The organism is Streptomyces sp. NPDC037410, from assembly GCF_055602235.1.
In genome coordinates, this window is the sequence record NZ_JBVJWR010000006.1 from 247,155 (window position 1) to 268,887 (window position 21,733).

The following is a 21,733-nucleotide window of genomic DNA, read 5'->3' on the forward strand; positions in this document are numbered from 1 at the left end:
CGTCCGGTCAACGCCACGTGCGCGACCGCCTGATCCCTACTCCCCTTCCGGGTCGACCAGGGCACGCACGGCGGAGGGTCCGGTGAAGTCGCGGGCGAGAACGTCCATGATCAGCTCGTCGCACACCTGCCCAAGCCAGAAGCCCGCTTCGCGCAGCGCGCCGGCCGTCCGGAACCCCGCTTTCTCGTACGCCTTGACGCCGCCCACGTTGGGCGCCAGCACCTTCAACCAGACCATGCGCACGTTGACGACGTGGAACGCGTAGTCGAGAACGAGACGCGTGGCCGCAGTCCCCAGACCCCGCCCACGTGCCTCCGAAGCGAGCATCACGACGTACTCGGCGGTGCGCACCTGATGGTCGGGCAGCAGCGTCGCGACGCCGACGGGGGCGGGCTGGGCGCCGCTGACGTCGTAGACGGTGAAGCGGATGTTCTCGCCACGGAGCTGGTGGACCATGCCCTCGGCACGGGCCTCCAGGGACTCGGGACTCTGGCGCCCGTAGCCCACGAGGAGCACCGGGTCCTGTTCCCACCGCCAGTAGGTCTCGACGAGGTCGGCCCGGAAGGGGCCGAGGCCGCAGATGTCGTCCTTGATCCACAGAATCGGCTCAGCGGTCACTGCGGTCTCCGATCACGAGAACGGGGGTGTAGGCACGGGTCGAGTCCGGCTCGGCCGCGAGGTCGCCCTCCTCGGGTCAGAGTCAGACGAGCGAGGGCAGGATGCCTCGGCTCCAGTGTCCGAGCCAGAAAGCCATGGCGGACGGCTTGTCCTGGCCCTCGGTCGAGCCGTCGTGCAGGAGGTACTCGGTGGGGGCCAGGTAGCCCTCCCCTGGAGCGAGACGGATCCGGACGCACCCGAGGGGATGGCCGGCAGCTGCGTACGTGCGGTAGTCGTCGGTGTGCGGATACCGCCGCTCGTACGAGTCGGGATGGACCGCCCGGCAGACGGCCTGGGCGTCGAGGTCTCCGAGAATGACGTACCGGTCGCCCGGCCCGAGGTTGAGGGCGAGCCGTCGCCTGCCCACGGCCCTCTGGCCGTAATCGAGCTTGTCCCAGTTGTCGAGGTGGAGGCCGATCAGGCGCCCGTCCTGGTAGTTGTCCGTGGTGGTGCGTGTCCCGGGCTCGGCAAGGGCCTGGCCGATGTACTCGGCTTCGTCGTCCCCCAGGTCCTTCACCAGGTCGTCAAGACCCCGGCCAGTGGGTACGGGAGGCCGGACGATCTCCACGAGCATGCTGGAGCGCGCTCTTAGGGGAGCGGCCAGGACGCGCGCGGCCTCATCGTCCAGGGACTGCCAGCGGCCGGAGGGGACCACAGCCCCGTCCTCGTACTCCGCCTCGTCCTTGGCTGTGCGGACTACGGCGAAGTCACAGCGTGCGCGTAAAGCGCCCAAGTCGTTGAAGGTCAGATACAGGGGCACGGGAGCCCTCCTGAGGTCAGTCGTCCCCGACCGTGATGTCGAGTTCGTTCACCAGGGCGTGAACGAGGTCGGCTTGTTGGGTGTGGTCAATGCGGACCTTGGCGACGTTCGCGACGCCCCGGATCGTCGACAGGTCGTTGCCGCGCAGGTCGGTGTCCCGGTAGCGGCCGCCGCTGAACTCCGTGGTCCTCAAGGTGCAGTCGGAGAACACGACGTCGGACAGGTCGCAGTCGCTGAACACGGCCTCGGTGAGGACGCAGCCCGTGAACACCACGGGCCCGGTGGCGCGAATCTTGTCGAACGTCGCGTAGTCGAACTTGCAGCCCTCGAACAGCACGTCGTCGAGCACCAGGCCGTCCAGCGCAGCGCCCATGAGCTTGCAGTCGTGGACCACCACACGGGTCAGCTTGCTCTCGCTCCAGCGGACCGACCGGAGATCGCTGCCGTTGATCTCCACACTGTGCAAGTTCACAGCCTGTAGCTCGACGCGCTGAGATCGCACATCCGCGATACGGCCCGCGATCAGCTGAGTGTCCGCCAGGTCCAGCGAGCGCAGGTCCGCGTCCCGAAAGGAGAAGTCCTGGACGATGCCACGTGCGCTGTCGAGGGTGTCGACGTTCGACAGGTAGAGGCCTGCTTCGTCCAAGTCCGGGGTCGTCACGGTGACGTGCCCGAAGACGCGGGTGGCCATGGTTGTGCTCCGTTCTGTCGTGGGACCGGGGCAGCCCCACGGAGTCGGCTGGGACCGCCCCGGCGTGAGCGTGGGCTAGGACTTCTTGCTCCAGTCGTCCCACGTGGGCCGGTTGTCGAACACCGGGGTGGGGTTGTCCCAGGTGGGCCGGTTGTCGAAAGTGGCCAGAGCCTGCGCCCCGGCGGCCTCCAGGAGGGACCGGAAGCCGTGGGGCGAGTCCATCACGAGGGTGGTGGCGTCAGTGGGCGTGTTCGCGGGCATGGCGCGCTACTCCTTCCATCAGGGCGATCTTGGCGGTGGTGCAGTACCGGGTCCTGGTCCCGTCCATGCGACCGTCGTGCTCGAAGTACCGGTTGGCGGGGTGAGCTCCGCCGCAGAAGGCGAAGTACGGGCATGTGGCACGGCAGGTGTCCACGCCCTTCCAGAACTCGGCGATCCAGGGGGTACGTTCCTCGGCCTCGGCCACCAGGACGTCGAGACCGAGGCTGAGCACGTTGCCGGTGGTGAAGTCGCCGAACCGGTCGTCGGTGAACCCCGCCAGTTCGGGAGAGAGCAAGACCACGCCGCCGTCGTAGGCGACGGTGGGCAGCGGGTCCCACGGGGCGGAGGCCGGTAGGGGCCCCGCGACCTGGCCCTGGAGGACCGCGCCGGCGAAGTTCAGTACGCGCTGGAGCTCCCGGAGGTGTATGACCGGGTTGGCCCGCCAGGCATCGGCGAAGGCGGCCCAGAACTCGGCCGCTCGAACGAGGTCGGGCGCGGGTGCGGAGAGGTTGACGCCTTCCTCTTCCTCGACGTTCACGCCGAGAGTGGTGACGCCGAGTTCGGCGAAGAACTCGTAGAACCGGGCGGCGTTCGCCGGTTCGGGGTCGGAGACGACCGCGATGGCGGAGAACGGAATGCCATGACGGCGCAGACGGTCGACCCCACGCATGGTGACGTGGAATCCGGGGTGCCCGGCAAGGGTCACACGGTGCGTGTTCATGTCCACGGGGCCGTCGATGCTGACTCCGACGGCCACGTTGCGCTCCAACAGGAACTCGCACCAGGCGTCATCGACGAGAGCGGCGTTCGTCTGCACGGAGTGCTTCACGCCCTCGAAAGGCGCCATGAGCGCGGCCAGGTGCTCGCGTCCCGTGGCAAGGGGTTCACCTCCGTGCCAGACCACTTCGAATACCGGGTCGTCGGCCGCCCACACATTGACCGGCGCAGCCACCGCTCTGGCGACATCCACCGTCATGAGGTGCGTCTTCTTCCGCAAGGGCAGGTAGCAGTACGTGCAGTCCATGGGCAGGCACTGCGTCGTCGGCTGCATGATCACCGCGCGCGGGGCGGCCGCGAGCCGCTGGGGCCGGCGCGAGGGCGCGCTCCTCCTCTCGATCGGCCGGACACCCTGGATGTTGGCAACGGCCGTCGACCACTCCACACCGGACGCCGGACGGATGTGAGCGACGCGGACCACACGTCCGTCGCTGTGCATCTCTTGCGTGACCGCCATGAGCTCGCCCTCGCCCTGGGAGGCGATGTCCCGTACCCGGTGCCCGAGCAGCTCATGTCGCTCGTACCCGGCGTGGTCGACGTCGTTCACGCCTCGCCCTCCTGGTCGGGCTGCTCGCCGGCGAAGCGGCGCATGAACCTCTCCCAGCCACTGGCTGCCCGTACCCGCAGGGCCCGGCTCGGCGACCGCTCCCACTCGGGATTCATCGGCAGGAAGCTGGACGCGCTTCGAGGGCGTCTTGCCCCGCTCATGGCCGATGGCCGAGTCTCGGACCTAGACCACCGAATCGCGGCGCTACCGCGTACCGCATGACGAGAAGGACACGCGCATGAGTGACGGCCAGAGCTTCCGCGAGGCGTGGATCGCCGGGGTGAACAAGCACTATCCCGGCGAGCCGAAGCCCGGCTACATCACGCCGTGGGACGAGACCCCTGAGTGGGAGCGCGAGGCGGCCGCCGCCGTGTGCGGACAGGTACGCGACTTCATCGAGGCCAGCGGAGGGCATGCGGCACGGCTCACTCGCGAGCAGAAGGGCCGCTTCGTTGCGATCTGCTGGACCGCCCAGATGTTCCGGCACTTCGAGGAACCGAAGCCCGGATACGTCGCCGACTGGGCCGACCTGCCGACCTGGCAGCGAGAGACGGACGCGGACATCTTCGAACGCATCGAGCAAACCCACTGACGTCCGGAAGGGCGGCGCCCCTGTCCGGACCGATCCCGGCAGGGCGGATGCACGAGGTCGACACCCCATGCACGGTCTCGCGGCCCGTCGCTCACGCGTCGCTGTCGTTGCCGCCGTCAATGACGGTCAACTCGGCGCCCTTCGGTGCGTACGGGTCGGGGGTGCCAGCGGGGATGCTCTGCATGGCCTGGCCCTGGGCAGCCCATTGCCGTTGAACACGAAGTCGGCGCGCAGACGCCAGTCACGGCCGTCGGGGTAGATGAATCCCGCCTCGGCAAGCTGACGGAGAGCCCGCGACACGGTCGGCTGCTGCATCCCGACCTGCACGGCGAACTTCGCCTGCGTCTCGACGCGCACCAGGCCGTGGTCCTTGCGGTGGGTCCTGGGCACCCCCAAGCAACCACGCCTCGCAGGTTCGAAGACCGTGTCGGGACTATCGCGGCGCCTCAGGCTTCCGATGTCTGCCGGTCCCCGGACCGAGCTTCGGCGCTGTCTCCGGGGCCGAGGGGGCCTCGGTCCGGGGAAACAGGATGCGCCGCGCCTCCGCGAGGTTCGCAACGAAGCCGTGTGGCTCCCACAAGTGTCCGTTCCACCGCTGGATCGCGCGGGGTGCATCGGGGTTCAGATGCAAAGCCCGCGGGCCGTCGCCGGTCACGAGGGGGACAGCACGCAGTTGCCCGATCCTCGCGTCCCGGCGCTCGGCCCACTCGGCGAGCGGTTCGTCGTCCATGGCCGGAGCGTAGTGGGTCAGGTGATCCGGTGTTCCCAGCGCAGGGAAGGGGCCCGGTCGATCCAGTACTGATGGGAAGCGGGTGTCACGCGGAGCCGTACGGAGTCGATTTCCGGTGCTCCGGCGTCCCGCCAGGCGACGAGAGAACGTTCCACGTCGTCCCACAGTGCCACCGGGCCGCCTTGACGGACGGTCCAGCTCTCGCCGTCGACGAGGAACTCAGCGAATGACTCCCTCTCCGGATCGAACAGGTGCCGCAAGGGTGAGCCGTCACCGTTCGTCGCGCGGACGAGCTGAGTGCCCGGTGCGGCCAACTGCGCAAGGAAGGCGGGCATCCACTCCTCCAGGACGAGCGGGGACACCAAAGCGTGCCGCTTGCTGTCGGCGTACGCGGTCCGGGCGGAGAGGTCACCCGCCACGGGGGCCACCGCCTGGGCCCGTGCCTGCATGAAGGAGGAGCGCTCGACGATCGCGCCCTCGGCGCTCCCGTCATCGCCGACGGTGAGTTTCGCCAGGCCGGTTCCCCACGGCCAGGAACCGACCGTGCCGAGGACGATGCCTCCGGGCTTGGTCTGCCGGATCCAGGCGTACGGGACGCGGCGGACCGCGCAGGTGGCGATGACACGGTCGTACAGCGCCCGGTACGGGTGGCCGAGTAGCCCGTCGCCCGTCACCGTCCACGTCGAAACGTCGACGGCTTCGAGAGCGGCATCGGCGCGCGCGGCCACCTGTGCGTCGACCTCGACCGTGGTGACATTGTCCTCGCCGAGGTAGTGACACATCAGGGCGGTGGAGTAGCCGGTGCCCGTGCCGATCTCCAGCACCTGATGGCCCGCCGCGAGGTCCAGGGCCTCGATCATGGCGACGACGGTGGTCGGGTCGGTCGAGGAGGACGTGGGCACACCCACAACGGGTTCGCCGACCTGGTCGGCGGTGAGGCGACCGTCGAGCTGAGTGGTGAGAGTGTCGACGCTGTACGCGATCCTCAGCCACTCGCCTGGGTCCGCATCGGCAGCGGTGACGGGCCGCCAAGTCAGCCCATCATCCAGGAAGACGCCGGGAAGGAGGAACTGCTCGCGGGAGACGGTCTCAACGGCCCTGAGCAGCCAGGGGGACTTCAGGACGCCTTTGCCCACGAGCACGGCCGCCATGCGGCGTCGCTCGGATGCCGGGTCGGTCATCGGCTGTCTCCTTCTGCAAGTAGGTCGGCGAAGGCAGCGGACATCGGGAGGCCGGTCTCGGTCTCCAGCCACGCCCACTGCCCGTTGGGATTGAGTTCCAGCCACCAGTAGTCCCCCGCCCGGTCGACCGCGAGGTCGAAGCTTCCCGATACCAGCTCCAGGCGTTCCAGGTAGGTATGCAGTGCCTTGCCCAAGCGGTCGGGAAGGTGCTCCACGGTGTAGGTCAGGGCGCTGTAGTCCTTGCGCCAGTCAAGCAGCTCGGATTCGATGCGTACGGCGAACGTGTGCCGGCCCACGATCAGGACGCGGAGGTCGGCGACCTTGTCCACGCGGGCCTGGAACAGGTGGGGCGCGACCTCGACGCTGTCGTCGATCTCGTCGGGGGTGACGGGCTCGGCCCATCCGGTCACCGGCACTCCATCACGCGTGTAGGAGGTCCACCGCAGAGTCTTGAAGATCGCGTCGCCTTGGCTGCGGATGAACTCGCGCGCCTCGACCGGATCGTTGGTGACGAGCGTGCGAGGGATGGTGAAGCCGAGCTGCTGGGCGAGGGCGAGCTGGGCGGGTTTGTAGTCGGCCGCGGCGATGCGTAACGGGGGTTGGCCCAGAGCGGGGCGTCCAGGGCATAGAGGATGCCCCCAAGCCCGTAGCGCACCTGCGCCGCCGCGAAACGGGAGTCGTCCGGTGACAGGTTGGGGAACGACGGCCACTCCGGGCGGCGCCAGTACACCGATCGGACGCAGACCAGATCGGCGGTTCTCGACGGGGTGCGCACCTGCCCGACCACCGGGGTCGGGCAGGTGCCGAACCGAGCCGAGACCGTGAGGTCCCCTCCGATGTCGGCGGGGTTGAACCGGACCACCGGCACATCGTGCCGGTTGAGTTCGCCGATCACCATGTCGGCGGTGATGTCATCCGCCTCGGTGACCACCAGAACAGGCCTCTTCTCGGTCGCGGTCATCAGTCCTGGCTGCTGTCCTGGTCGTGGCCCTGGTCGTTCTTGGAGTCCGAGTTCGTCGTCGTGGAGGTCTCGGTGCCGGAGCTGGTGCCGTGTTTGCCCATCTCGACCACCTGACCGGCTCGGTCGCGGAACACCCCAAGCTGGGTTGCGGCGTCGACAGTGACGGTGGCGTGCGGCCGACGGACGGTAGTCAAGTAGGGGGCGAGCCGGCTCGCGCCCCACGGTCGGATGGAGGTGGGAGAAGCGGAGATTCTCATGGGACTCCTTGAAAGACGGAGATGAGGCGTCTGCCTCAGGAAAGAGCGGGTTGAACGTTGTCGGCAGCCGTCGTCCACTCGATTCCGGACGGAGGGCGGATGTGAGCGACGCGGACCACACGTCCGCCAGAGTGCACTTCGTGCGTGACCGCCATGAGCTCGCCCTCGCCCCGGGAGGCGATGTCCCGCACCTGGCGTCCGAGCAGCTCGTGCTGCTCGTACCCGGCGTGGTCGACGGCGTTCACGCCTCGCCGTCCTCGTCGGGCCGCTCGTCGGCGAAGCGGCGCATGAACCGCTCCCAGCCACCGGCCGCCCGTACTCGCAAGGCCCGGCTCGGAACGCCGTACTCGGGCCTCGGTACGCCGGGCTCGTGCCCGCTTGCGCCGGGCGTCCGGTGAGGAAGAGAGCTGTCCATCGCCTGCTCCTGCCTTCGGGGAATGCGAGGGCCGTCCGGGCTGGTAGGGGGAGCTGCACTGATCAGCCCACACTCGGACGGCGTGTGATCAGTCAACGGCCCGAGCCGGCTGGGGAACAGGAAAGGTCATCGGCTGTGGCACGGGATGCAACCGGAAGACTTTGCGAGCCCTTTGCGACGCCCCTGGCCCGACCGATGAGTTGGCTCTACGTTCTGTCTCATGGCAGCCAACGCCGTGTTGAAGCAGCGGATGGTCGACTTAGGCCTCACGCAGGAGGAGCTGGCCGAGCGGATGAACACCGCTCTGCTGGAGATCACCGGCAGGCCCGGCGACGTGTCGGACCGGACCGTTCGCAATCTGATCAACGGGGCCACCTGGCGCCCGATCGGTCGCACGCGCAAGGCGCTGGAAGCTGTCTTCCGCTGCTCATTGAAAGACCTGGGGTTCGATTGCCCCAGCACCACAGCACCACCGGAGGGCCCAGTGGAACGCCGCCAGTTCATCACGGCCGGAACGGCCCTGGCCCTCAGCTCAGCCACCCCGGTTCTCAGCGCTCCCCGCCGCATCGGTGTCAGCGACATCGAGCGGCTCCATCGCAGATTCGCGGACGTCGTCGCCAACGACCACCGGCACGGCGGCCAACTCGTCATCGAGCACAAGGCCGCAGCTCTCGCGGACGAAGCGCTGGCCCTCCAGGACACCGGAAGTGCCAGCCAGCGCATCAGGAAGCAGGTCTACGCCTCGGCCGCCGCGTTTCGCTCCTCCGCGATGTGGGCCGCCATCGACGGGCGCCGTTTCGAGGACGCCACCGGGCACATGCGCGTCGCACATCAGCTCGCCGAGATGGCCGGCGATCCGTACATCAAGTTCCGCATCTGGTCCCACGCGGGCACGATGTACCGGCACATGGGCCGGGCGGCGGACGCTGCCGCCGCCAACGACGTGGCCCGGAAACTGAGCATCACCCGCCAGGACCCCCTGTTCGCCTCCCTCGGCCTGGCCCGGCAGGGCGCGATCCACGGTGCGGCCGGGGACGGCACGGCCATCCGCCGTGCATTCGACCAGGCACAGGACGCTCTGCTGCGCGCCGACCCGGAAGCCCAGCGTCCCGTCTGGATGAACGCCTTCTACGACCAGGCCGAACTCGACAGCCTCGCCCTGTCCGCCTACCTCGCCCTCGGCGACTTCGAGCGCGCCGAGGCCCACGGTCACCGCTGCCTCGCCGCCCTGCGTCCCCACATGCACCGGTCCAAGGCCATCGCCACGACCCGCGTCGCACGCGCCCAGCTCGAACAGGGTGACGTCGAAGCCGCCCTCGCGAGCGCCATGTCCGTCCCCTCCGATGCCGCAGTCCGTCACGCTCGCGTCGTGGGTATGCTCCGCGCCTTCGGCAGCCGCCTGGAGGCCATCGCCCCCGGCACCGCCCTTGCCCACACCTGGACCCAGTACGCCCGCGACACCTGGAGGCAGCCCGAATGACCCCACGACTCCGCCGCTACACGAACTCACCGAGGGACGTCGAGCAGGTCATCTCGCCCTTGATCGCGGTGTACGCGAAGGTGCGCGAGCCCCTGCTCCACCTGCCGAACTACGCGGTGCCGACCTTCACCGAACGTCTGGAGCGACACGGAAGAGAGCCCGGGTTCGAGGCGGTCCTGGCCTTCGACGCCGAGGAACAGCCAGTGGGCTACGCGTACGGGAACACCGTGGAGAGCGGTGACCGCTGGTGGACGCGGATGGGCGAGGTCGACGCCGGATTCACCACCTCCCCGGCGCTGGCTCTCAAGGAGATCGGCGTGGCGCCGGCCTACCGAGGCACCGGACTGGCACGCCGCATCCACGACGAACTGCTCTCCGGTCGCAGCGAGACGTACGTGTCGCTGATGGTCAACGCTGCGGCGGGCGAAGGAAAGGTCCAACGCGTCTACGAGTCATGGGGCTACCACGTGATCGGCATGAGCCGGCCGTCCCCCGAGTCGCCTCTGCTCTCCGCGATGATCAGGAAGATCGCTACGGCTGAGGAGCACGTCCGCTAGGACGGTCACTCACGCGCCGCTGTCGTCGCCGCCGTCGATGACGGTCAGCGCGGCGCCCTTCGGCGCGTACGGGTCGGGGGTACCGTCCGGAATGTTCTGGATGGCCTGGCCCTGGGCGGCGCCGTTGCCGTTGAAGACGAAGTCGGCGCGCAGGCGCCAGTCACGGCCGTCGGGGTAGATGAATCCGGCCTCGGCGAGCTGGCGCAGAGCCCGCGACACGGTCGGCTGCTGCATCCCGACCTGCGCGGCGAACTTCGCCTGCGTCTCAACGCGGACCAAGCCGTGGTCCTTGCGGTTCTGCAGGGCACACATCTTGTGGAACAGCTTGTACGCCGCTCCGCTGAGGTCGGCCTCAGCGAGGGCGTTGTGAGCCTCGTAACCCATCGTGGTGTAGCCACCTCCTCGGAACCAGAGCCCGGAGCCTGAGCTGACCGACGAGTGAACGGTGAGGTCCTGGATCTCGCCGGTGGAGCGGTTGACCGTCTCGATCTTGGTCACGCGCCGGGCCGCACGCACAGATTACCTCCGCGACTGGATAGAACCATCCAAGGCTGCATAAGAATCCCAGGTCAGGCATCATCTTATGCACTCTGGCATTGGCAGCCAATATGAACATTTGATCCCTATGCGATTTCGCATAGGGATCTCACATAGCCGCAAGATTCTCGCTGTATCCCCGCAGGCCAGACGCCTGCCCCTGCCGCTCCGTCTTAAGTAGGTAAGCGCACCCGCCGTACGGGAGGCCCCACCCTCACCCCGGGCATCCACCGGCCGCCGTGGGCCGAGGCCGCGGCATCAAAGGGAAGCGTGGCCGGGGTCGGTGGGTGGTTGCCGTGGCACACATGGCGGACGCCCTTCCGGCTTTCCCGCCTCCTCGGCTGACTTTCGTGGGCCGAGGTCACGACGGGCTCTCCGGAGGCTCAGGCGGTCGTTCGGCCCTCCCGCCGCTCCCTCCCCCACGCTGCCAGCGGTTCCAAGGCCTCGTTCAGGCGGATGCCCGTCTTCGTGAGGGTGTACTCGACGCGGGGTGGGACCTCGTCGTAGGAGACGCGGTCCACGATGCCGTCCGCCTCGAGTTCGCGGAGGTGGGAGGCGAGGACCTTCTCCGTGATGCCGGGGATCAGGCGGCGCAGTTCGCCGAAGCGGCGGTGCGGCTGTTCGTGGAGCGCCCAGAGGATCAGGACCTTCCACTTGCCGCCGATGACCTCCATCGCGGTGTCGATGCCGCAGACGTGGCCGTCGGGCGTCGACGGTCGGTTCGGTGTCGCCATCCGCTCCCCCTCTCTGAGCTGTTCGCTCACCTCAGGGTAACCACCCACTTGAAAGTGGGTACTTGAGCAGGTCAGAGGGCCGGAGCAGCCTTGTCTGCATGACAGCGAACACGTCTCCGCAGACCCCCGTCTCCCTTCTCGGGCTCGGTGCCATGGGTACCGCCCTCGCCCGCGCCTGGCTCGCCGCCGGGTATCCGCTCACCGTCTGGAACCGCAGCCCGGCCCGCGCCGAGGCGCTCGTCGCCGAGGGGGCGAAGGCGGCGGACAGCGCGGCCGGCGCCGTCGCGGCCGGTGACCTCGTCGTCGTGTGCCTGCTTGACGACGACTCCGTCGGTGCCGCTCTCGACGGCGTCGACCTCGCCGGGAAGGACCTCGTCAATCTGACCACCACGACTCCCGGCCAGGCCCGCGCCCGTGCCGCCTGGGCCGAGGAGCGCGGGGCCCGTTATCTGGACGGCGGGATCATGGCCGTACCGCCGATGGTGGGGGTCCCGGAGGCGGGTGGCTTCGTCTTCTACAGCGGGGCGCGGGAGGTGTTCGAGGCGCGGCGGGAGGTCCTGGCCGTTCCCGTCGGGACGCGGTACGTCGGCGAGGACGCCGGGTTCGCCGCCCTGCACGACATCGCCCTGCTCAGCGCCATGTACGGGATGTTCGCGGGTGTCGCGCACGCCTTCGCGCTGGTCCGGAGGGAGGACATCGATCCCGTGGCCTTCGCCCCGCTGCTCGGGGAGTGGATCCCCGCCATGGCCGGGCCGGCCGTCCGGCAGACCGCCGAGCGGCTCAAGAGCGGTGACCTCACCACCGGCGTCGTCTCCAACCTCGCCATGCAGGTCGCCGGGACCCCGACCTTCCTGGCCACGGCCGAAGGGCAGGGCGTGAGCCCGGAGTTGCTCCAGCCGTACTTCGCGCTCATGCGCCGGCGCCTCGACATCGGGAGCGGGGAGGAGGATCTGACCGGTCTCGTGGACCTCCTGCTCCGATAAACGGTGACGACAACGACGAGAACGGTGACGACAAACGGTGCCGACCCCTCCTCTTGAGGGGTCTCCCCGTGTCACACTCGCGGCGATCGTTCCCCCAGGCGATCCGTTTTTCCCCATGAGGCACATGAGGCAAGCGGAAGGATCGCGACACACGTGAAGAAGATTGTCGTGGGCATGACTCTCGGGTCGGCGCTCACCGCACTCCTCGCCGCGGGGCTCACCCCCGCCGCCGCGCAGGAGGCCCGGGACGCCGCCCCGGCGGGTGCGAACGCCCCCCGGCTCGACGAGCGGCCCGGACCCCTCACGAAGCAGCGCACCAAGCTGCGCGAGCAGGCGATCGACCTGGTCGCCAAGGGCAAGGCCAAGGCGAACGCCCAGGGCGTCGTCGAGGTCGCGCCCGGCAAGTTCGCCGAGACCGAGACCACCACCGCCACCCGCCAGGAGAAGATCTTCACGATCCTCTCCGAGTTCGGCGACCAGGGCTCCGGCAAGCTCGGCACCACCCCCGGCCCGCTGCACAACCAGATACCCCAGCCCGACCGGGGCACCGACAACTCCAACGCCTGGACCGCCGACTTCTCCAAGGCCCACTACGAGGAACTCTTCAACGGCTCCGGCGAGTCCATGAAGACCTTCTACGAGAAGCTCTCCAGCGGCGCCTACTCCGTCTCCAACACCGTCGAGGACTGGGTCAAGGTCCCCGGCAACGCCTCCACCTACGGCGACAACGCCGTCGAGGACACCGGCGGCTCCTGGGCCTTCATCCAGGACACCGGCGACGCCTGGTGGAACGCCCAGCTCGCCGCCGGCAAGACGCCGGCCGAGATCGACGCGTACCTCGCCCAGTTCGACGTCTGGGACCGCAACGACTACGACCACGACGGCGACTTCGACGAGCCCGACGGCTACATCGACCACTTCCAGGCCGTGCACGCCGGCATGGGCGAGGACGCGGGCGGCGGCGCGCAGGGCGAGGACGCCATCTGGTCCCACCGCTGGTACGTGAACGGGGATGCCTACGGGCTGACCGGGCCCGTCGTCTCCGGTGCGCAGAACAAGGCCGGCGGCGCCCGCATCGGCCAGTCCAGGTACTGGCTCGGCGACTACACCACCGAGGGCGAGAACGGCGGACTCGGCGTCTTCTGCCACGAGTTCGGCCACGACCTCGGCCTGCCGGACTACTACGACACCGACGGCGGCGAGAACTCCACCGCCTTCTGGACCCTGATGAGCTCCGGCTCCTGGCTCGGCCACGGCGCCGCCGCCAACGCCGGCATCGGCACCCACCCGGGCCTCATGGGCGCCGAGGAGAAGCTCTTCCTCGGCTGGCTGGACTACGCCGACGCCCCGCTCGGCGCCGACGGCTCGTACACCCTGAGCCCGGCCGCCCTCCAGGTCCCCGGCAAGGAGCAGGCCGTCCGCGTCGCGCTCCCGGACAAGACGAGCAGCACCACCTACGCCACGCCCGCCTCCGGCACGCACGCCTGGTGGACCGGCTCCGCCGACGGCCTCAACCAGTCCCTCACCCGCTCCGTGCCGGCCGCCCCGAAGGTGACCGTCAAGGCGAGTGCCTGGTACGAGATCGAGGCCGACTTCGACTACCTCTTCGCCGAGTACTCCCTCGACGGCGGCGCCACCTGGGCCCGCGCCGGCGCCTCCGTCTCCGGCTCCTCCGCCGGCAAGTGGACGACGCTGCGCTACTCGTACGACTCCGCGGGCAAGCCGTCCCTCTTCCGCTTCCGCTACCAGAGCGACGGCGGCGTGCACTTCGCCGGCGCGTTCCTCGACGACGTCACGCTGACCTCCGGCGGGACGACCCTCGCGGCCGACGACGTCGAGCAGGGCGTGGGCGGCTGGACCGCGCAGGGCCGCTGGAAGATCTCCACCGGCACCGAGACGGCCACCTCGCCGCGGTACTACCTCGTCGAGAACCGCGAGTACGTCGGCGCCGACGCGCTCCTCGCCGAGGGCCCGTACCAGTTCAGCAAGGGCATCACCGCCCCCGACTGGGTCGAGTACTTCCGCTTCCAGAACGGCATGCTCGTCTGGTACGTCGACCGGTCCTTCGACGACAACAACGTCAGCAAGCACCCCGGTGGCGGCTCGGCGATGGCCGTCGACGCCCGCCCGGCCCCCTTCCGGTACGCCGACGGCACCGCGCCCACCAACCGGCGCCAGCCCTTCGACGCGACCTTCGGCCTGGAGGCCACGGACGCGACCTGCCTCCACAAGGAGGTCCTGGTGGGCAAGGGCGGCAACAAGACCGTCGAGACGCTGGCGGCCTGCGCCCCCTCCGTCCCGGGCATCCCGGTCTTCGACGACACCGACCCGAATGCCTACTGGGACGCCTCGGCGCCCCAGGCCAGCGTGAAGGTCGCCGGGCACGGCGTGCGCGTCACGGTCACCGGTGACGCCGGCGACGACCTGACGATCAGCGTCGCCAACCCGGCCGCGCACTGACCGGTACGTAAGAAGACAGGGGCGGTACGGAGGGGCTCAGCGGCCCTCCGTACCGCCCCCGCCGCGTTCTCGGGGGCCCGTCAGCCCTCCCGTACCGCCCTCGCCAGTGCCGTCAGGAACTCCACCACGCCCGCCGGGCCCGCCACGGACAGGTCCGCGCGCTCGGCCAGTTCCGGGACCTCCGTGGAGCCGCTGCACACCAGGACGCCCGGGGTGCCGTCGGAGCGGAGCTTCTCGACCGCCGCGAAGGCCGGCAGGTCGCCCAGGTCGTCGCCCGCGTACAGCACGGACCCGGCGCCCAGCTCCCGTACGTACTCCGCGAGGGCCAGCCCCTTGTCCATGCCCGGCGGGCGCAGCTCCAGGACCATCCGGCCCGGCTCCAGGACGAGGCCGTGGGCGACGGCGAGCTCGCCGAGGGGACCGCGCAGGGCCTCGAAGGCGCCCTCCGGGTCCTGGGCGCGGCGGGTGTGGACGGCGACCGCGCGGCCCTTCTCCTCGATCCAGACGCCCGGCCAGGCCCCGGCCCGGTCCAGGAAGCCGGGGAGCTCGGCGCGGACGGAGGCGACGCCGGGGTGCGGGGCGGCGGCCTTGACGGTGCCGGTGACGGCGTCCCAGCGTTCGGCGCCGTAGTGGCCGAGGACGACGAGGTGCTCAAGGCCGGGGACGCCGGCGAAGCCGCCGTAGCGGACGGCGACCCCGGCGGGGCGGCCGGTCACGACGGCGATCGAGGCGACCTGCGGGGCGAGGGCGGCGAGCGCGGGCACGGCGCCGGGGTGGGCGCGGGCCTGCTCGGGGTCGGGGACGATCTCGGCGAGGGTGCCGTCGAAGTCGAGGGCGACGACGGCCTTCGCGGGCCGCGCGAGGAGCGCGGCCAGACCGTCTCGGCCGGTAGGGGTGGTCGGGTGCGGGAGGCTGCTGACCATGTTTCCGACCCTACCGAGGTACGGGGGTCACGTCAGCGTGGCCGGGGTCACCCTTCGCGGCGGCGCTGTTTCTCCTCGCGGACCCGGCGCAGCCGGTTGACGGTCACGGGGTCGTGGGCCAGGGCGCGCGGGTCGTCGAGGAGGGCGTTGAGGAGCTGGTAGTAGCGGGTCGGCGAGAGCCCGAGCCGCTCGCGGACGGCCCGCTCCTTGGCACCGGGTCCGGGCCAGGAGCGGCGCTCGACGGCGAGGAGCGCCCGCTCCTGCTCCCCGAGCCCGCTCTCGCCGTCTTCCTCTGTCTCCTCGAAGGCGGTCATACGACCAACCTATTACTCCGCGTTCTCCGCCGCCGTCGCCGCCCGGCCGATCCGGCCGAGGACGTCGGCGGGCTTGCCGCCGGGGGTGACGGCCTTGCCGATGTTCTGCTTGACGTCCTCGCTGACCTTGGCCCAGGAGGTCTTGCCGACCGGCGGGAGCTGCGCGTCGGGGAGGACCTTGAGGAAGACGCGCAGGTTGGCGTGGGCGGGGTCGGTCTCCATGCGGGTGGAGGCGGTGACGGTGACCGGCAGGAGGTCGTTGTCGCCGGCGAACTTCAGGACGTTCTCGTCGCTGAAGACGAAGTTGAGGAAGTCGCCGATCTCCTTGCGGTGGCCGTTCTGCTTGAAGCCCATGATCCAGTCGGCGACGCCCATGGAGGTCTTGGGCGTGCCGTCGACGCCGGGGAGGGGGACCTGGCCGACCTGGACGCCCTTCTTCGCGGCCTCCTTGAGGAGCGAGGGGTGGCCGTTGAGCATGCCGACCTCGCCGTTCGCGAAGGCGGCGAAGGCGGCCTTGCGGTTGAGCCTGCCGGGGGCGACGGGGCCGGTGAGGTCCTTGCCGACGAGGTTCGTGCGGAGCCACTCGAAGGTGCGGATGTTGGCGTCGGAGTCGACGGCGTAGCGGTCGGCGGCGTCGGTCCAGCCGCCGCCGCCGCTGAGGAGCCACATGAGGGCCTCGGCCTGGGCCTCCTCGGGGCCGAGGGGCAGCGCGAAGGGGGTGGTGACGCCCTTGGCCTTGAGCTTCTCGGCGGCCTCGGCGAGCTCGTCCCAGGTGGTGGGGGCCTTGGCGCCGGCCTCCTGGAAGAGGTCCTTGTTGTAGAAGAGCGGCCGGGTGGAGGCGACGAACGGCATGCCGTACTGGGTGCGCTTGTACTCGCCGGCGGCGACGAGCGGGGCCAGGAAGTTGGCCTGGACGCGGATGGAGAGGAGCTCGTCGGCGGCGTAGAGCTGGTCGGCGGCCGCGTAGTCGGCGTAGGCGCCGATCTGGGCGATGTCGGGGGCCTGGCCGGCCTTGACCATCTCGGCGACCTTGCGGTCGACGTCGTCCCAGGAGACGACCTGGACCTCGACCTTGACCCCGGGGTGCTTCGCCTCGAAGGCGGTGACGAGGTCGGCCCAGTACTTCTTGGTGGTGTCGCCGCCCGTCAGGTCGTAGTCGGCGGCGACCAGCTTCAGGGTCACATCGCCGGAGTCCCCGCCCAGGGAGCCGCAGCCGGCGACCGTGGCGGTCAGTCCGAGGGCGGCGGCGGCCGCGGTCAATCCAAGGAATCGTCGCCGCTCCACGGCTTCATCCACCTTTTGCTCGTCTTTGAGCTGTCGTTTCGTCAGCGTTCTCGCTGCATTGAGCTGCGTGTTTGCTCTTCTCAGGGCCGTAAGTCTGCACCGGGCGCGGGTGTGAGGTCTACACCACTTGGGTATCACTTCCGCAACTGCGACGGGACCATGGCTCCATGGCCGCCTTCGAATTTGTATCCGCGCGCAACAATCCTCGGCAGTGGACTAGACCTTTTGGGTTCCCGCGGGACAGACTGTCCCCCGTGAGACACGTCATCGCCCTGGATGTGGGCGGCACCGGCATGAAGGCCGCCCTCGTCGGGGCGGACGGCACCCTGCTGCACGAGGCCCGCCGCGCCACCGGGCGCGAGCGCGGCCCCGAGGCCGTGGTGGAGACCATCCTCGGCTTCGCCGAAGAGCTCCGCGCCCTCGGCCAGGAGCGGTACGGAGAGCCCGCCGCGGCCGCCGGAGTCGCCGTCCCCGGCATCGTCGACGCCGAGAACGGCATCGCCGTCTACGCCGCCAACCTCGGCTGGCGCGACGTTCCCATGCGCGAACTCCTCAGCCTCCGACTCGACGGCATCCCCGTCGCCCTCGGCCACGACGTCCGCACCGGCGGCCTCGCCGAAGGCCGTATCGGCGCGGGCAACGGAGCCGACCGCTTCCTCTTCGTGCCCCTCGGCACCGGCATCGCCGGAGCCATCGGCATCGGCGACCGCATCGAGGCCGGCGCCCACGGCTACGCCGGCGAGATCGGCCACATCGTCGTCCGCCCCGGCGGCACCGACTGCGGCTGCGGCCAGCGCGGCTGCCTGGAGCGGTACGCCTCCGCCTCCGCCGTCTCCCTCGCCTGGGCCGAGGCGAGCGGCGCCCCCGAGGCCGACGCCGCCGACTGCGCCAAGGCCGTCGAATCCGGCGACGCCACGGCCGTACGGGTCTGGCAGGACGCCGTCGACGCCCTCGCCGACGGCCTCGTCACCGCGCTCACCCTCCTGGACCCGCGCACCCTCATCATCGGTGGCGGGCTCGCCGAGGCCGGGGAAACCTTGTTCACACCACTCCGGGCCGCCGTGGAGGAACGCGTCACGTTCCAGAAGCTGCCCGCCATCGTCCCGGCGGCCCTCGGGGACACCGCCGGATGCCTGGGCGCGGGTCTCCTCGCCTGGGACCTTCTCGCCGCACAGCACCCCACCGACTCGGAGGTTTCCGCCTGATGGCCGATCACAAGGTTCTCGCCGGCGCACATGTCGTGCTGCCCACCGGGACGGTGGAGAACGGACGCGTGATCGTCGAAGGCGACCGCATCGCGGGCTCCGCCCCGGAGGGCGCCCCCGTCGTCGACCTGAGCGGCCACTGGCTCGTCCCCGGCTTCGTCGACCTGCACAACCACGGCGGCGGCGGCGCCTCCTTCACCTCCGGCACCGTCGACGAGGTCCTCAAGGGCGTCCACACCCACCGCCTGCACGGCACCACCACCGTCGTCGCCTCCTTCGTCACCGGCGACATGGACTTCCTCGGCCGGCGCGCCGGGCTGCTCTCCGAGCTCGCCGAACAGGGCGACATCGCCGGCATCCACTTCGAGGGCCCGTTCATCTCCCCCTGCCGCAAGGGCGCCCACGACGAGACCCTGCTCCGCGACCCCGACCCGGCCGAGGTCCGCAAGCTCGTCGACGCCGCGCGCGGCCAGGCCAGGATGGTCACCCTCGCCACCGAGCTGCCCGGCGGCATCGACTCCGTACGCCTCCTCGCCGAGCACGGCGTGATCGCCGCCATCGGCCACACCGACGCGACGTACGAGCAGACGCGGGCCGCCATCGACGCGGGCGCCACCGTCGCCACCCACCTCTACAACGCGATGCCCGCCCTCGGACACCGCACCCCCGGCCCGATCGCCGCCCTCCTGGAGGACGAGCGGATCACCGTCGAGCTCATCAACGACGGCACCCACCTCCACCCCGCCGCCCTGGAGCTCGCCTTCCACCACGCGGGACCCGAGCGGGTCGCGTTCATCACCGACGCCATGGACGCCGCGGGATTCGGCGACGGCCGCTACATGCTCGGCCCGCTGGCCGTCGAGGTGAAGGACAGCGTCGCCCGCCTCGTCGAGGGCGGCTCCATCGCCGGCTCCACCCTCACCCTGGACCGCGCCTTCAAGCGGGCGGCGACCATCGACGGCCTGCCGGTCGAATCCGTCGTCCAGGCCATCTCCGCCAACCCGGCCCGACTGCTCGGCATGTACGACCGCGTCGGCTCCCTGGAGCCCGGCAAGGACGCCGACATCGTGGTCCTCGACGCCGAGTTCGAGCTCAAGGGCGTCATGCGCAAGGGCGAGTGGATCGTGGATCCGCTGGAGAGCACGACCGTCTGATCAGGTGTCACCCGGGAGGGCGGTTGGCCGTGGGTCTGGGCCAACCGCCGTTCGTTTGGCATGATCGGTGCCCGTCGGAACGTGCGTTCCACAGAACTTCACGAGGAGTACGGGGGGTGGACGGGTCTTGATCCTCACGGTCACCCTCAACACGGCACTGGACCTGACCTACCGGGTCCCCGCCCTCACCCCGCACGCCTCCCACCGCGTCACCCAGGTCATCGAACGGCCCGGCGGCAAGGGGCTCAACGTCGCCCGCGTCCTCGCCGCCCTCGGCCACGAGACCGTCGCCACGGGCTTCGCGGGCGGGGCGACGGGCGCGACGCTGCGGGACCAGCTGGCGGCCACGCCCGTACGCGACGAACTCGTCGAGACCGCCGGGACCACCCGCCGCACGGTCGCCGTCGTCGACACCGCGAGCGGCGACACCACCCAGCTCAACGAACCGGGCCCGACCGTCACCGCCGCGGAATGGACCGCCTTCCGCGCCCGCTTCACCGAACTCCTCGACGGAGCACGGGCGGTCGCCCTCTGCGGCAGCCTGCCGCCGGGCATCCACGTCGGCGCGTACGCGGAACTGATCCGCCTCGCCCGGACGGCCGGCGTCCCCGTCCTCCTGGACACCAGCGGCGAACCCCTCCGCCGCGGCATCGCCGCCCGGCCCGACCTGGTCAAGCCCAACGCCGAGGAACTCGCCCAACTGACCGGCACCCGCGAACCCCATCGGGCCACCCGCGACGCCCGACGCCGGGGCGCCCACGCGGTCGTCTCCTCACTCGGCCCCGAGGGCATGCTCGCCGCCACCCCCGAGGGCCTGTGGCGCGCGACCCCGCCCGCCACGGTCAAGGGCAACCCCACAGGCGCGGGCGACTCGGCCGTCGCCGGCCTCCTCTCAGGCCTGGTGGACGAAGCCCCCTGGCCCGAACGCCTCACCCGCGCGGTCGCCCTCTCAGCGGCGACGGTCCTCTCCCCGGTGGCGGGCGAGTTCGACACGGGGGCGTACGAGGAGCTGCTGACGCGGGTGACGGTGACGGCGCAGCCGGCCCTTGCCTGACCACGCCGTCCTACCGGGTCCTCAGGCGATGCGCCCGAGCGACACGCACCTGTCGGCGACCCAGCCCTTCCGCCCCTGAGGACTCCCCGTATCGTCCAGCCTTCCCTCGTGGTCAGCGAGGGAAGGATCATCAGAGGATGATCTTACGTTTACGGGCGGCCGAGGAAGGGTGGCCGTCAGGGCATCACCACAGGTGGTGCGGCGCCTACACCACCGGGGTGACTTCCAGCCAGTCGAGCAGCACGTTGCACTGGTTGCCGGCCTCGCACGAGATCTTGATCTCGTTGTCGCCCTTCTGGAGGTCGACCGGCGCCCAGGTGGTCTGCCAGTTCTTCTCCAGGTTCGGGTCCGAGGACTTGATGAAGTTCTTCAGACCGATCGGCAGGGAGTTCGCCTTGCCGTTCACCGTCAGGGTGGCGTTGGCGTCGACCGCCGGGATGGCGTAGCGCACGGTCAGGCGGTACTTGCCCTCCGTCGGCATCTTCGCCTTCCAGGTCACCGAGGCGCCCGGCGTGTTGAAGCCCGACACGTACGCGCCGCCGACGCCCTCGGCGCCCTTCACGACGCTCTCCGTCGTCGCCGACCCGCCCAGCGTCAGCGTCGCCGCGTCCTGCTTCGGGAGTTCTTCCGGGGTCTTCTCGGCGCTCGGCTCGGTGCTCGGCGTCTCGGAGGCCTGGGAGGGGGCGGTCGACGGGGTGTTGCCGCCGCCCTGGGCGTCCTTGTCGTTCTCGTTGCCCGTGTTGTTGAACAGGGCGACCGAGATGCCGATGACGACGACCGCGACGACCGCGATGGCGCCCGCCAGGATGCCCTTCGTGTTGGGGCCGCGGCCGGAGCCGCCGCCGCGCTGGGCCGGGATCGGGCGGGTCTGCGGCTGCGCACCGTAGGTCTCGGGCGCCGCGTACTGCGCCTGCGGCTGCCCGTACGGGGCCTGCTGCGGCGGCACGTACGGCTGCTGCTGGTGGTGGCCGTACTTGCGCTCGCCGACGGTCCTGACCTGGTTGTACGAGGTCCGGGGCACGCCCGGCTGCGCCGGGGCGGGGCCGGGGTAGCCGTAGCCGCCGCCCTGCGGGGGCCGGGCACCCGCTGCCTGGCCGTCCTCGTAGAGGTAGCCGAACGGATCGTCGTCCTCGGGCGTGTTCGCGCCGTCGTTTCCGGCAGCCATCCGGGTCGTCCTCTCCATGCTCGCCGGCCGTCGCCGACCGGCCGAGCCTACCTC

General features: G+C 70.3%; 24 protein-coding genes and 1 pseudogene. 8 read left to right on the top strand and 17 right to left on the bottom strand.

Annotated elements, in window-relative coordinates:
• Nucleotides 1–36 precede the first annotated feature (36 nt).
• From ACZ7HT_RS12570 to amcB, 5 genes are all read right to left on the bottom strand, one after another.
• Nucleotides 37–582 (bottom strand): GNAT family N-acetyltransferase, encoded by a 546-nt coding sequence (locus ACZ7HT_RS12570; protein WP_471164058.1) that lies wholly within the window; start codon nucleotides 580–582, stop codon nucleotides 37–39.
• A gap of 118 nt (nucleotides 583–700) precedes the next feature.
• On the bottom strand, nucleotides 701–1,417 hold the full coding sequence (locus tag ACZ7HT_RS12575) for a hypothetical protein (protein WP_471163723.1): 717 nt from the start codon (nucleotides 1,415–1,417) through the stop codon (nucleotides 701–703).
• Between the two features lie 16 nt (nucleotides 1,418–1,433).
• Nucleotides 1,434–2,108: a pentapeptide repeat-containing protein gene (locus tag ACZ7HT_RS12580; RefSeq protein WP_471163726.1), complete on the bottom strand. Its 675-nt coding sequence runs from the start codon at nucleotides 2,106–2,108 to the stop codon at nucleotides 1,434–1,436.
• A gap of 75 nt (nucleotides 2,109–2,183) precedes the next feature.
• Nucleotides 2,184–2,369 carry a multiple cyclophane-containing RiPP AmcA gene (gene amcA / locus ACZ7HT_RS12585; RefSeq protein WP_471163729.1) on the bottom strand — a complete coding sequence of 62 codons (186 nt, stop codon included), beginning with the start codon at nucleotides 2,367–2,369 and terminating at the stop codon, nucleotides 2,184–2,186.
• Nucleotides 2,347–3,693, bottom strand: a complete 1,347-nt coding sequence (gene amcB, locus ACZ7HT_RS12590) for a cyclophane-forming radical SAM peptide maturase AmcB (RefSeq protein WP_471163732.1) — start codon at nucleotides 3,691–3,693, stop codon at nucleotides 2,347–2,349. The genes amcA and amcB overlap by 23 nt, the downstream gene beginning before the upstream one ends.
• Nucleotides 3,694–3,931: 238 nt before the next feature.
• Between amcB and ACZ7HT_RS12595 the strand changes: the two genes are divergently transcribed.
• Nucleotides 3,932–4,285 carry a hypothetical protein gene (locus ACZ7HT_RS12595; protein ID WP_471163734.1) on the top strand — a complete coding sequence of 118 codons (354 nt, stop codon included), beginning with the start codon at nucleotides 3,932–3,934 and terminating at the stop codon, nucleotides 4,283–4,285.
• A gap of 433 nt (nucleotides 4,286–4,718) precedes the next feature.
• Here ACZ7HT_RS12595 and ACZ7HT_RS12600 read toward each other — a convergent pair whose 3' ends face one another.
• The 6 genes and pseudogenes from ACZ7HT_RS12600 to ACZ7HT_RS12625 all read right to left on the bottom strand — a co-directional run bounded on the left by ACZ7HT_RS12600 (nucleotide 4,719) and on the right by ACZ7HT_RS12625 (nucleotide 7,829).
• The gene (locus ACZ7HT_RS12600; RefSeq protein WP_471163737.1) at nucleotides 4,719–5,015 is read right to left on the bottom strand and encodes a DUF6087 family protein; all 297 of its coding nucleotides are present in this window, start codon (nucleotides 5,013–5,015) and stop codon (nucleotides 4,719–4,721) included.
• A gap of 17 nt (nucleotides 5,016–5,032) precedes the next feature.
• Nucleotides 5,033–6,196, bottom strand: coding sequence for an ATP-grasp peptide maturase system methyltransferase (tgmC, locus tag ACZ7HT_RS12605; RefSeq protein WP_471163740.1), 1,164 nt, complete (start codon nucleotides 6,194–6,196; stop codon nucleotides 5,033–5,035).
• Nucleotides 6,193–7,157, bottom strand: a pseudogene (gene tgmB, locus ACZ7HT_RS12610) (ATP-grasp ribosomal peptide maturase). Before tgmB ends, tgmC begins: the two are co-directional and overlap by 4 nt.
• A complete protein-coding gene (gene tgmA / locus ACZ7HT_RS12615; protein ID WP_471163742.1) occupies nucleotides 7,157–7,414 on the bottom strand; it encodes a putative ATP-grasp-modified RiPP in 258 nt (85 codons plus the stop codon). The pseudogene tgmB and the gene tgmA overlap by 1 nt, the downstream one beginning before the upstream one ends.
• A gap of 35 nt (nucleotides 7,415–7,449) precedes the next feature.
• Nucleotides 7,450–7,659, bottom strand: a complete 210-nt coding sequence (locus ACZ7HT_RS12620) for a hypothetical protein (RefSeq protein ID WP_471163745.1) — start codon at nucleotides 7,657–7,659, stop codon at nucleotides 7,450–7,452.
• Nucleotides 7,656–7,829, bottom strand: a complete 174-nt coding sequence (locus tag ACZ7HT_RS12625; protein ID WP_471163747.1) for a hypothetical protein — start codon at nucleotides 7,827–7,829, stop codon at nucleotides 7,656–7,658. The genes ACZ7HT_RS12620 and ACZ7HT_RS12625 overlap by 4 nt, the downstream gene beginning before the upstream one ends.
• A gap of 220 nt (nucleotides 7,830–8,049) precedes the next feature.
• Between ACZ7HT_RS12625 and ACZ7HT_RS12630 the strand changes: the two genes are divergently transcribed.
• Complete coding sequence (locus ACZ7HT_RS12630) at nucleotides 8,050–9,309, top strand: XRE family transcriptional regulator (protein ID WP_471163750.1); 1,260 nt, start codon at nucleotides 8,050–8,052, stop codon at nucleotides 9,307–9,309.
• A complete protein-coding gene (locus tag ACZ7HT_RS12635) occupies nucleotides 9,306–9,866 on the top strand; it encodes a GNAT family N-acetyltransferase (RefSeq protein WP_471163752.1) in 561 nt (186 codons plus the stop codon). Before ACZ7HT_RS12630 ends, ACZ7HT_RS12635 begins: the two co-directional genes overlap by 4 nt.
• Nucleotides 9,867–9,875: 9 nt before the next feature.
• Here the strand turns inward: ACZ7HT_RS12635 and ACZ7HT_RS12640 are convergent, their stop codons facing one another.
• On the bottom strand, nucleotides 9,876–10,364 hold the full coding sequence (locus ACZ7HT_RS12640; RefSeq protein WP_471163755.1) for a helix-turn-helix domain-containing protein: 489 nt from the start codon (nucleotides 10,362–10,364) through the stop codon (nucleotides 9,876–9,878).
• A gap of 422 nt (nucleotides 10,365–10,786) precedes the next feature.
• Complete coding sequence (locus ACZ7HT_RS12645) at nucleotides 10,787–11,137, bottom strand: winged helix-turn-helix transcriptional regulator (protein ID WP_471163758.1); 351 nt, start codon at nucleotides 11,135–11,137, stop codon at nucleotides 10,787–10,789.
• Nucleotides 11,138–11,235: 98 nt separating this feature from the next.
• On the opposite strand from ACZ7HT_RS12645, the gene ACZ7HT_RS12650 reads away from it, so the two are divergent.
• A complete protein-coding gene (locus ACZ7HT_RS12650; RefSeq protein ID WP_471163761.1) occupies nucleotides 11,236–12,120 on the top strand; it encodes an NAD(P)-dependent oxidoreductase in 885 nt (294 codons plus the stop codon).
• A 153-nt stretch (nucleotides 12,121–12,273) separates the two neighbouring features.
• The gene (locus ACZ7HT_RS12655) at nucleotides 12,274–14,580 is read left to right on the top strand and encodes an immune inhibitor A domain-containing protein (protein ID WP_471163763.1); all 2,307 of its coding nucleotides are present in this window, start codon (nucleotides 12,274–12,276) and stop codon (nucleotides 14,578–14,580) included.
• Between the two features lie 80 nt (nucleotides 14,581–14,660).
• Here ACZ7HT_RS12655 and otsB read toward each other — a convergent pair whose 3' ends face one another.
• From otsB to ACZ7HT_RS12670, 3 genes are read right to left on the bottom strand one after another with little or no spacing between them, the layout of a single operon-like run.
• On the bottom strand, nucleotides 14,661–15,503 hold the full coding sequence (otsB, locus tag ACZ7HT_RS12660; RefSeq protein ID WP_471163766.1) for a trehalose-phosphatase: 843 nt from the start codon (nucleotides 15,501–15,503) through the stop codon (nucleotides 14,661–14,663).
• Between the two features lie 47 nt (nucleotides 15,504–15,550).
• Nucleotides 15,551–15,817 carry a DUF3263 domain-containing protein gene (locus ACZ7HT_RS12665; protein ID WP_471163769.1) on the bottom strand — a complete coding sequence of 89 codons (267 nt, stop codon included), beginning with the start codon at nucleotides 15,815–15,817 and terminating at the stop codon, nucleotides 15,551–15,553.
• 12 nt (nucleotides 15,818–15,829) lie between these two features.
• On the bottom strand, nucleotides 15,830–17,113 hold the full coding sequence (locus ACZ7HT_RS12670; protein ID WP_471163772.1) for an extracellular solute-binding protein: 1,284 nt from the start codon (nucleotides 17,111–17,113) through the stop codon (nucleotides 15,830–15,832).
• 242 nt (nucleotides 17,114–17,355) lie between these two features.
• Between ACZ7HT_RS12670 and ACZ7HT_RS12675 the strand changes: the two genes are divergently transcribed.
• The 3 genes from ACZ7HT_RS12675 to ACZ7HT_RS12685 all read left to right on the top strand — a co-directional run bounded on the left by ACZ7HT_RS12675 (nucleotide 17,356) and on the right by ACZ7HT_RS12685 (nucleotide 20,514).
• Nucleotides 17,356–18,306: an ROK family protein gene (locus ACZ7HT_RS12675; protein ID WP_471163775.1), complete on the top strand. Its 951-nt coding sequence runs from the start codon at nucleotides 17,356–17,358 to the stop codon at nucleotides 18,304–18,306.
• Nucleotides 18,306–19,460: an N-acetylglucosamine-6-phosphate deacetylase gene (gene nagA, locus ACZ7HT_RS12680; RefSeq protein ID WP_471163778.1), complete on the top strand. Its 1,155-nt coding sequence runs from the start codon at nucleotides 18,306–18,308 to the stop codon at nucleotides 19,458–19,460. Before ACZ7HT_RS12675 ends, nagA begins: the two co-directional genes overlap by 1 nt.
• Before the next feature lie 127 nt (nucleotides 19,461–19,587).
• Nucleotides 19,588–20,514 (top strand): 1-phosphofructokinase family hexose kinase, encoded by a 927-nt coding sequence (locus ACZ7HT_RS12685; protein WP_471163781.1) that lies wholly within the window; start codon nucleotides 19,588–19,590, stop codon nucleotides 20,512–20,514.
• 205 nt (nucleotides 20,515–20,719) lie between these two features.
• On the opposite strand, the gene ACZ7HT_RS12690 is transcribed toward ACZ7HT_RS12685, so the two are convergent.
• Entirely contained in the window at nucleotides 20,720–21,679 is a 960-nt protein-coding gene (locus tag ACZ7HT_RS12690) for a CBM35 domain-containing protein (protein WP_471163783.1), read from the bottom strand.
• Nucleotides 21,680–21,733: the final 54 nt, after the last annotated feature.

Bases quoted from the DNA above. Each gene is read 5' to 3' on its own strand.
- ACZ7HT_RS12580 (WP_471163726.1), bottom strand. From the start codon at position 2,108: ATGGCCACCCGCGTCTTCGGGCACGTCACCGTGACGACCCCGGACTTG.
- amcA (WP_471163729.1), bottom strand. From the start codon at position 2,369: ATGCCCGCGAACACGCCCACTGACGCCACCACCCTCGTGATGGACTCG.
- ACZ7HT_RS12595 (WP_471163734.1), top strand. From the start codon at position 3,932: ATGAGTGACGGCCAGAGCTTCCGCGAGGCGTGGATCGCCGGGGTGAAC.
- ACZ7HT_RS12600 (WP_471163737.1), bottom strand. From the start codon at position 5,015: ATGGACGACGAACCGCTCGCCGAGTGGGCCGAGCGCCGGGACGCGAGG.
- tgmC (WP_471163740.1), bottom strand. From the start codon at position 6,196: ATGACCGACCCGGCATCCGAGCGACGCCGCATGGCGGCCGTGCTCGTG.
- tgmA (WP_471163742.1), bottom strand. From the start codon at position 7,414: ATGAGAATCTCCGCTTCTCCCACCTCCATCCGACCGTGGGGCGCGAGC.
- ACZ7HT_RS12625 (WP_471163747.1), bottom strand. From the start codon at position 7,829: ATGGACAGCTCTCTTCCTCACCGGACGCCCGGCGCAAGCGGGCACGAG.
- ACZ7HT_RS12630 (WP_471163750.1), top strand. From the start codon at position 8,050: ATGGCAGCCAACGCCGTGTTGAAGCAGCGGATGGTCGACTTAGGCCTC.
- ACZ7HT_RS12635 (WP_471163752.1), top strand. From the start codon at position 9,306: ATGACCCCACGACTCCGCCGCTACACGAACTCACCGAGGGACGTCGAG.
- ACZ7HT_RS12645 (WP_471163758.1), bottom strand. From the start codon at position 11,137: ATGGCGACACCGAACCGACCGTCGACGCCCGACGGCCACGTCTGCGGC.
- ACZ7HT_RS12650 (WP_471163761.1), top strand. From the start codon at position 11,236: ATGACAGCGAACACGTCTCCGCAGACCCCCGTCTCCCTTCTCGGGCTC.
- otsB (WP_471163766.1), bottom strand. From the start codon at position 15,503: ATGGTCAGCAGCCTCCCGCACCCGACCACCCCTACCGGCCGAGACGGT.
- ACZ7HT_RS12665 (WP_471163769.1), bottom strand. From the start codon at position 15,817: ATGACCGCCTTCGAGGAGACAGAGGAAGACGGCGAGAGCGGGCTCGGG.
- nagA (WP_471163778.1), top strand. From the start codon at position 18,306: ATGGCCGATCACAAGGTTCTCGCCGGCGCACATGTCGTGCTGCCCACC.
- ACZ7HT_RS12690 (WP_471163783.1), bottom strand. From the start codon at position 21,679: ATGGCTGCCGGAAACGACGGCGCGAACACGCCCGAGGACGACGATCCG.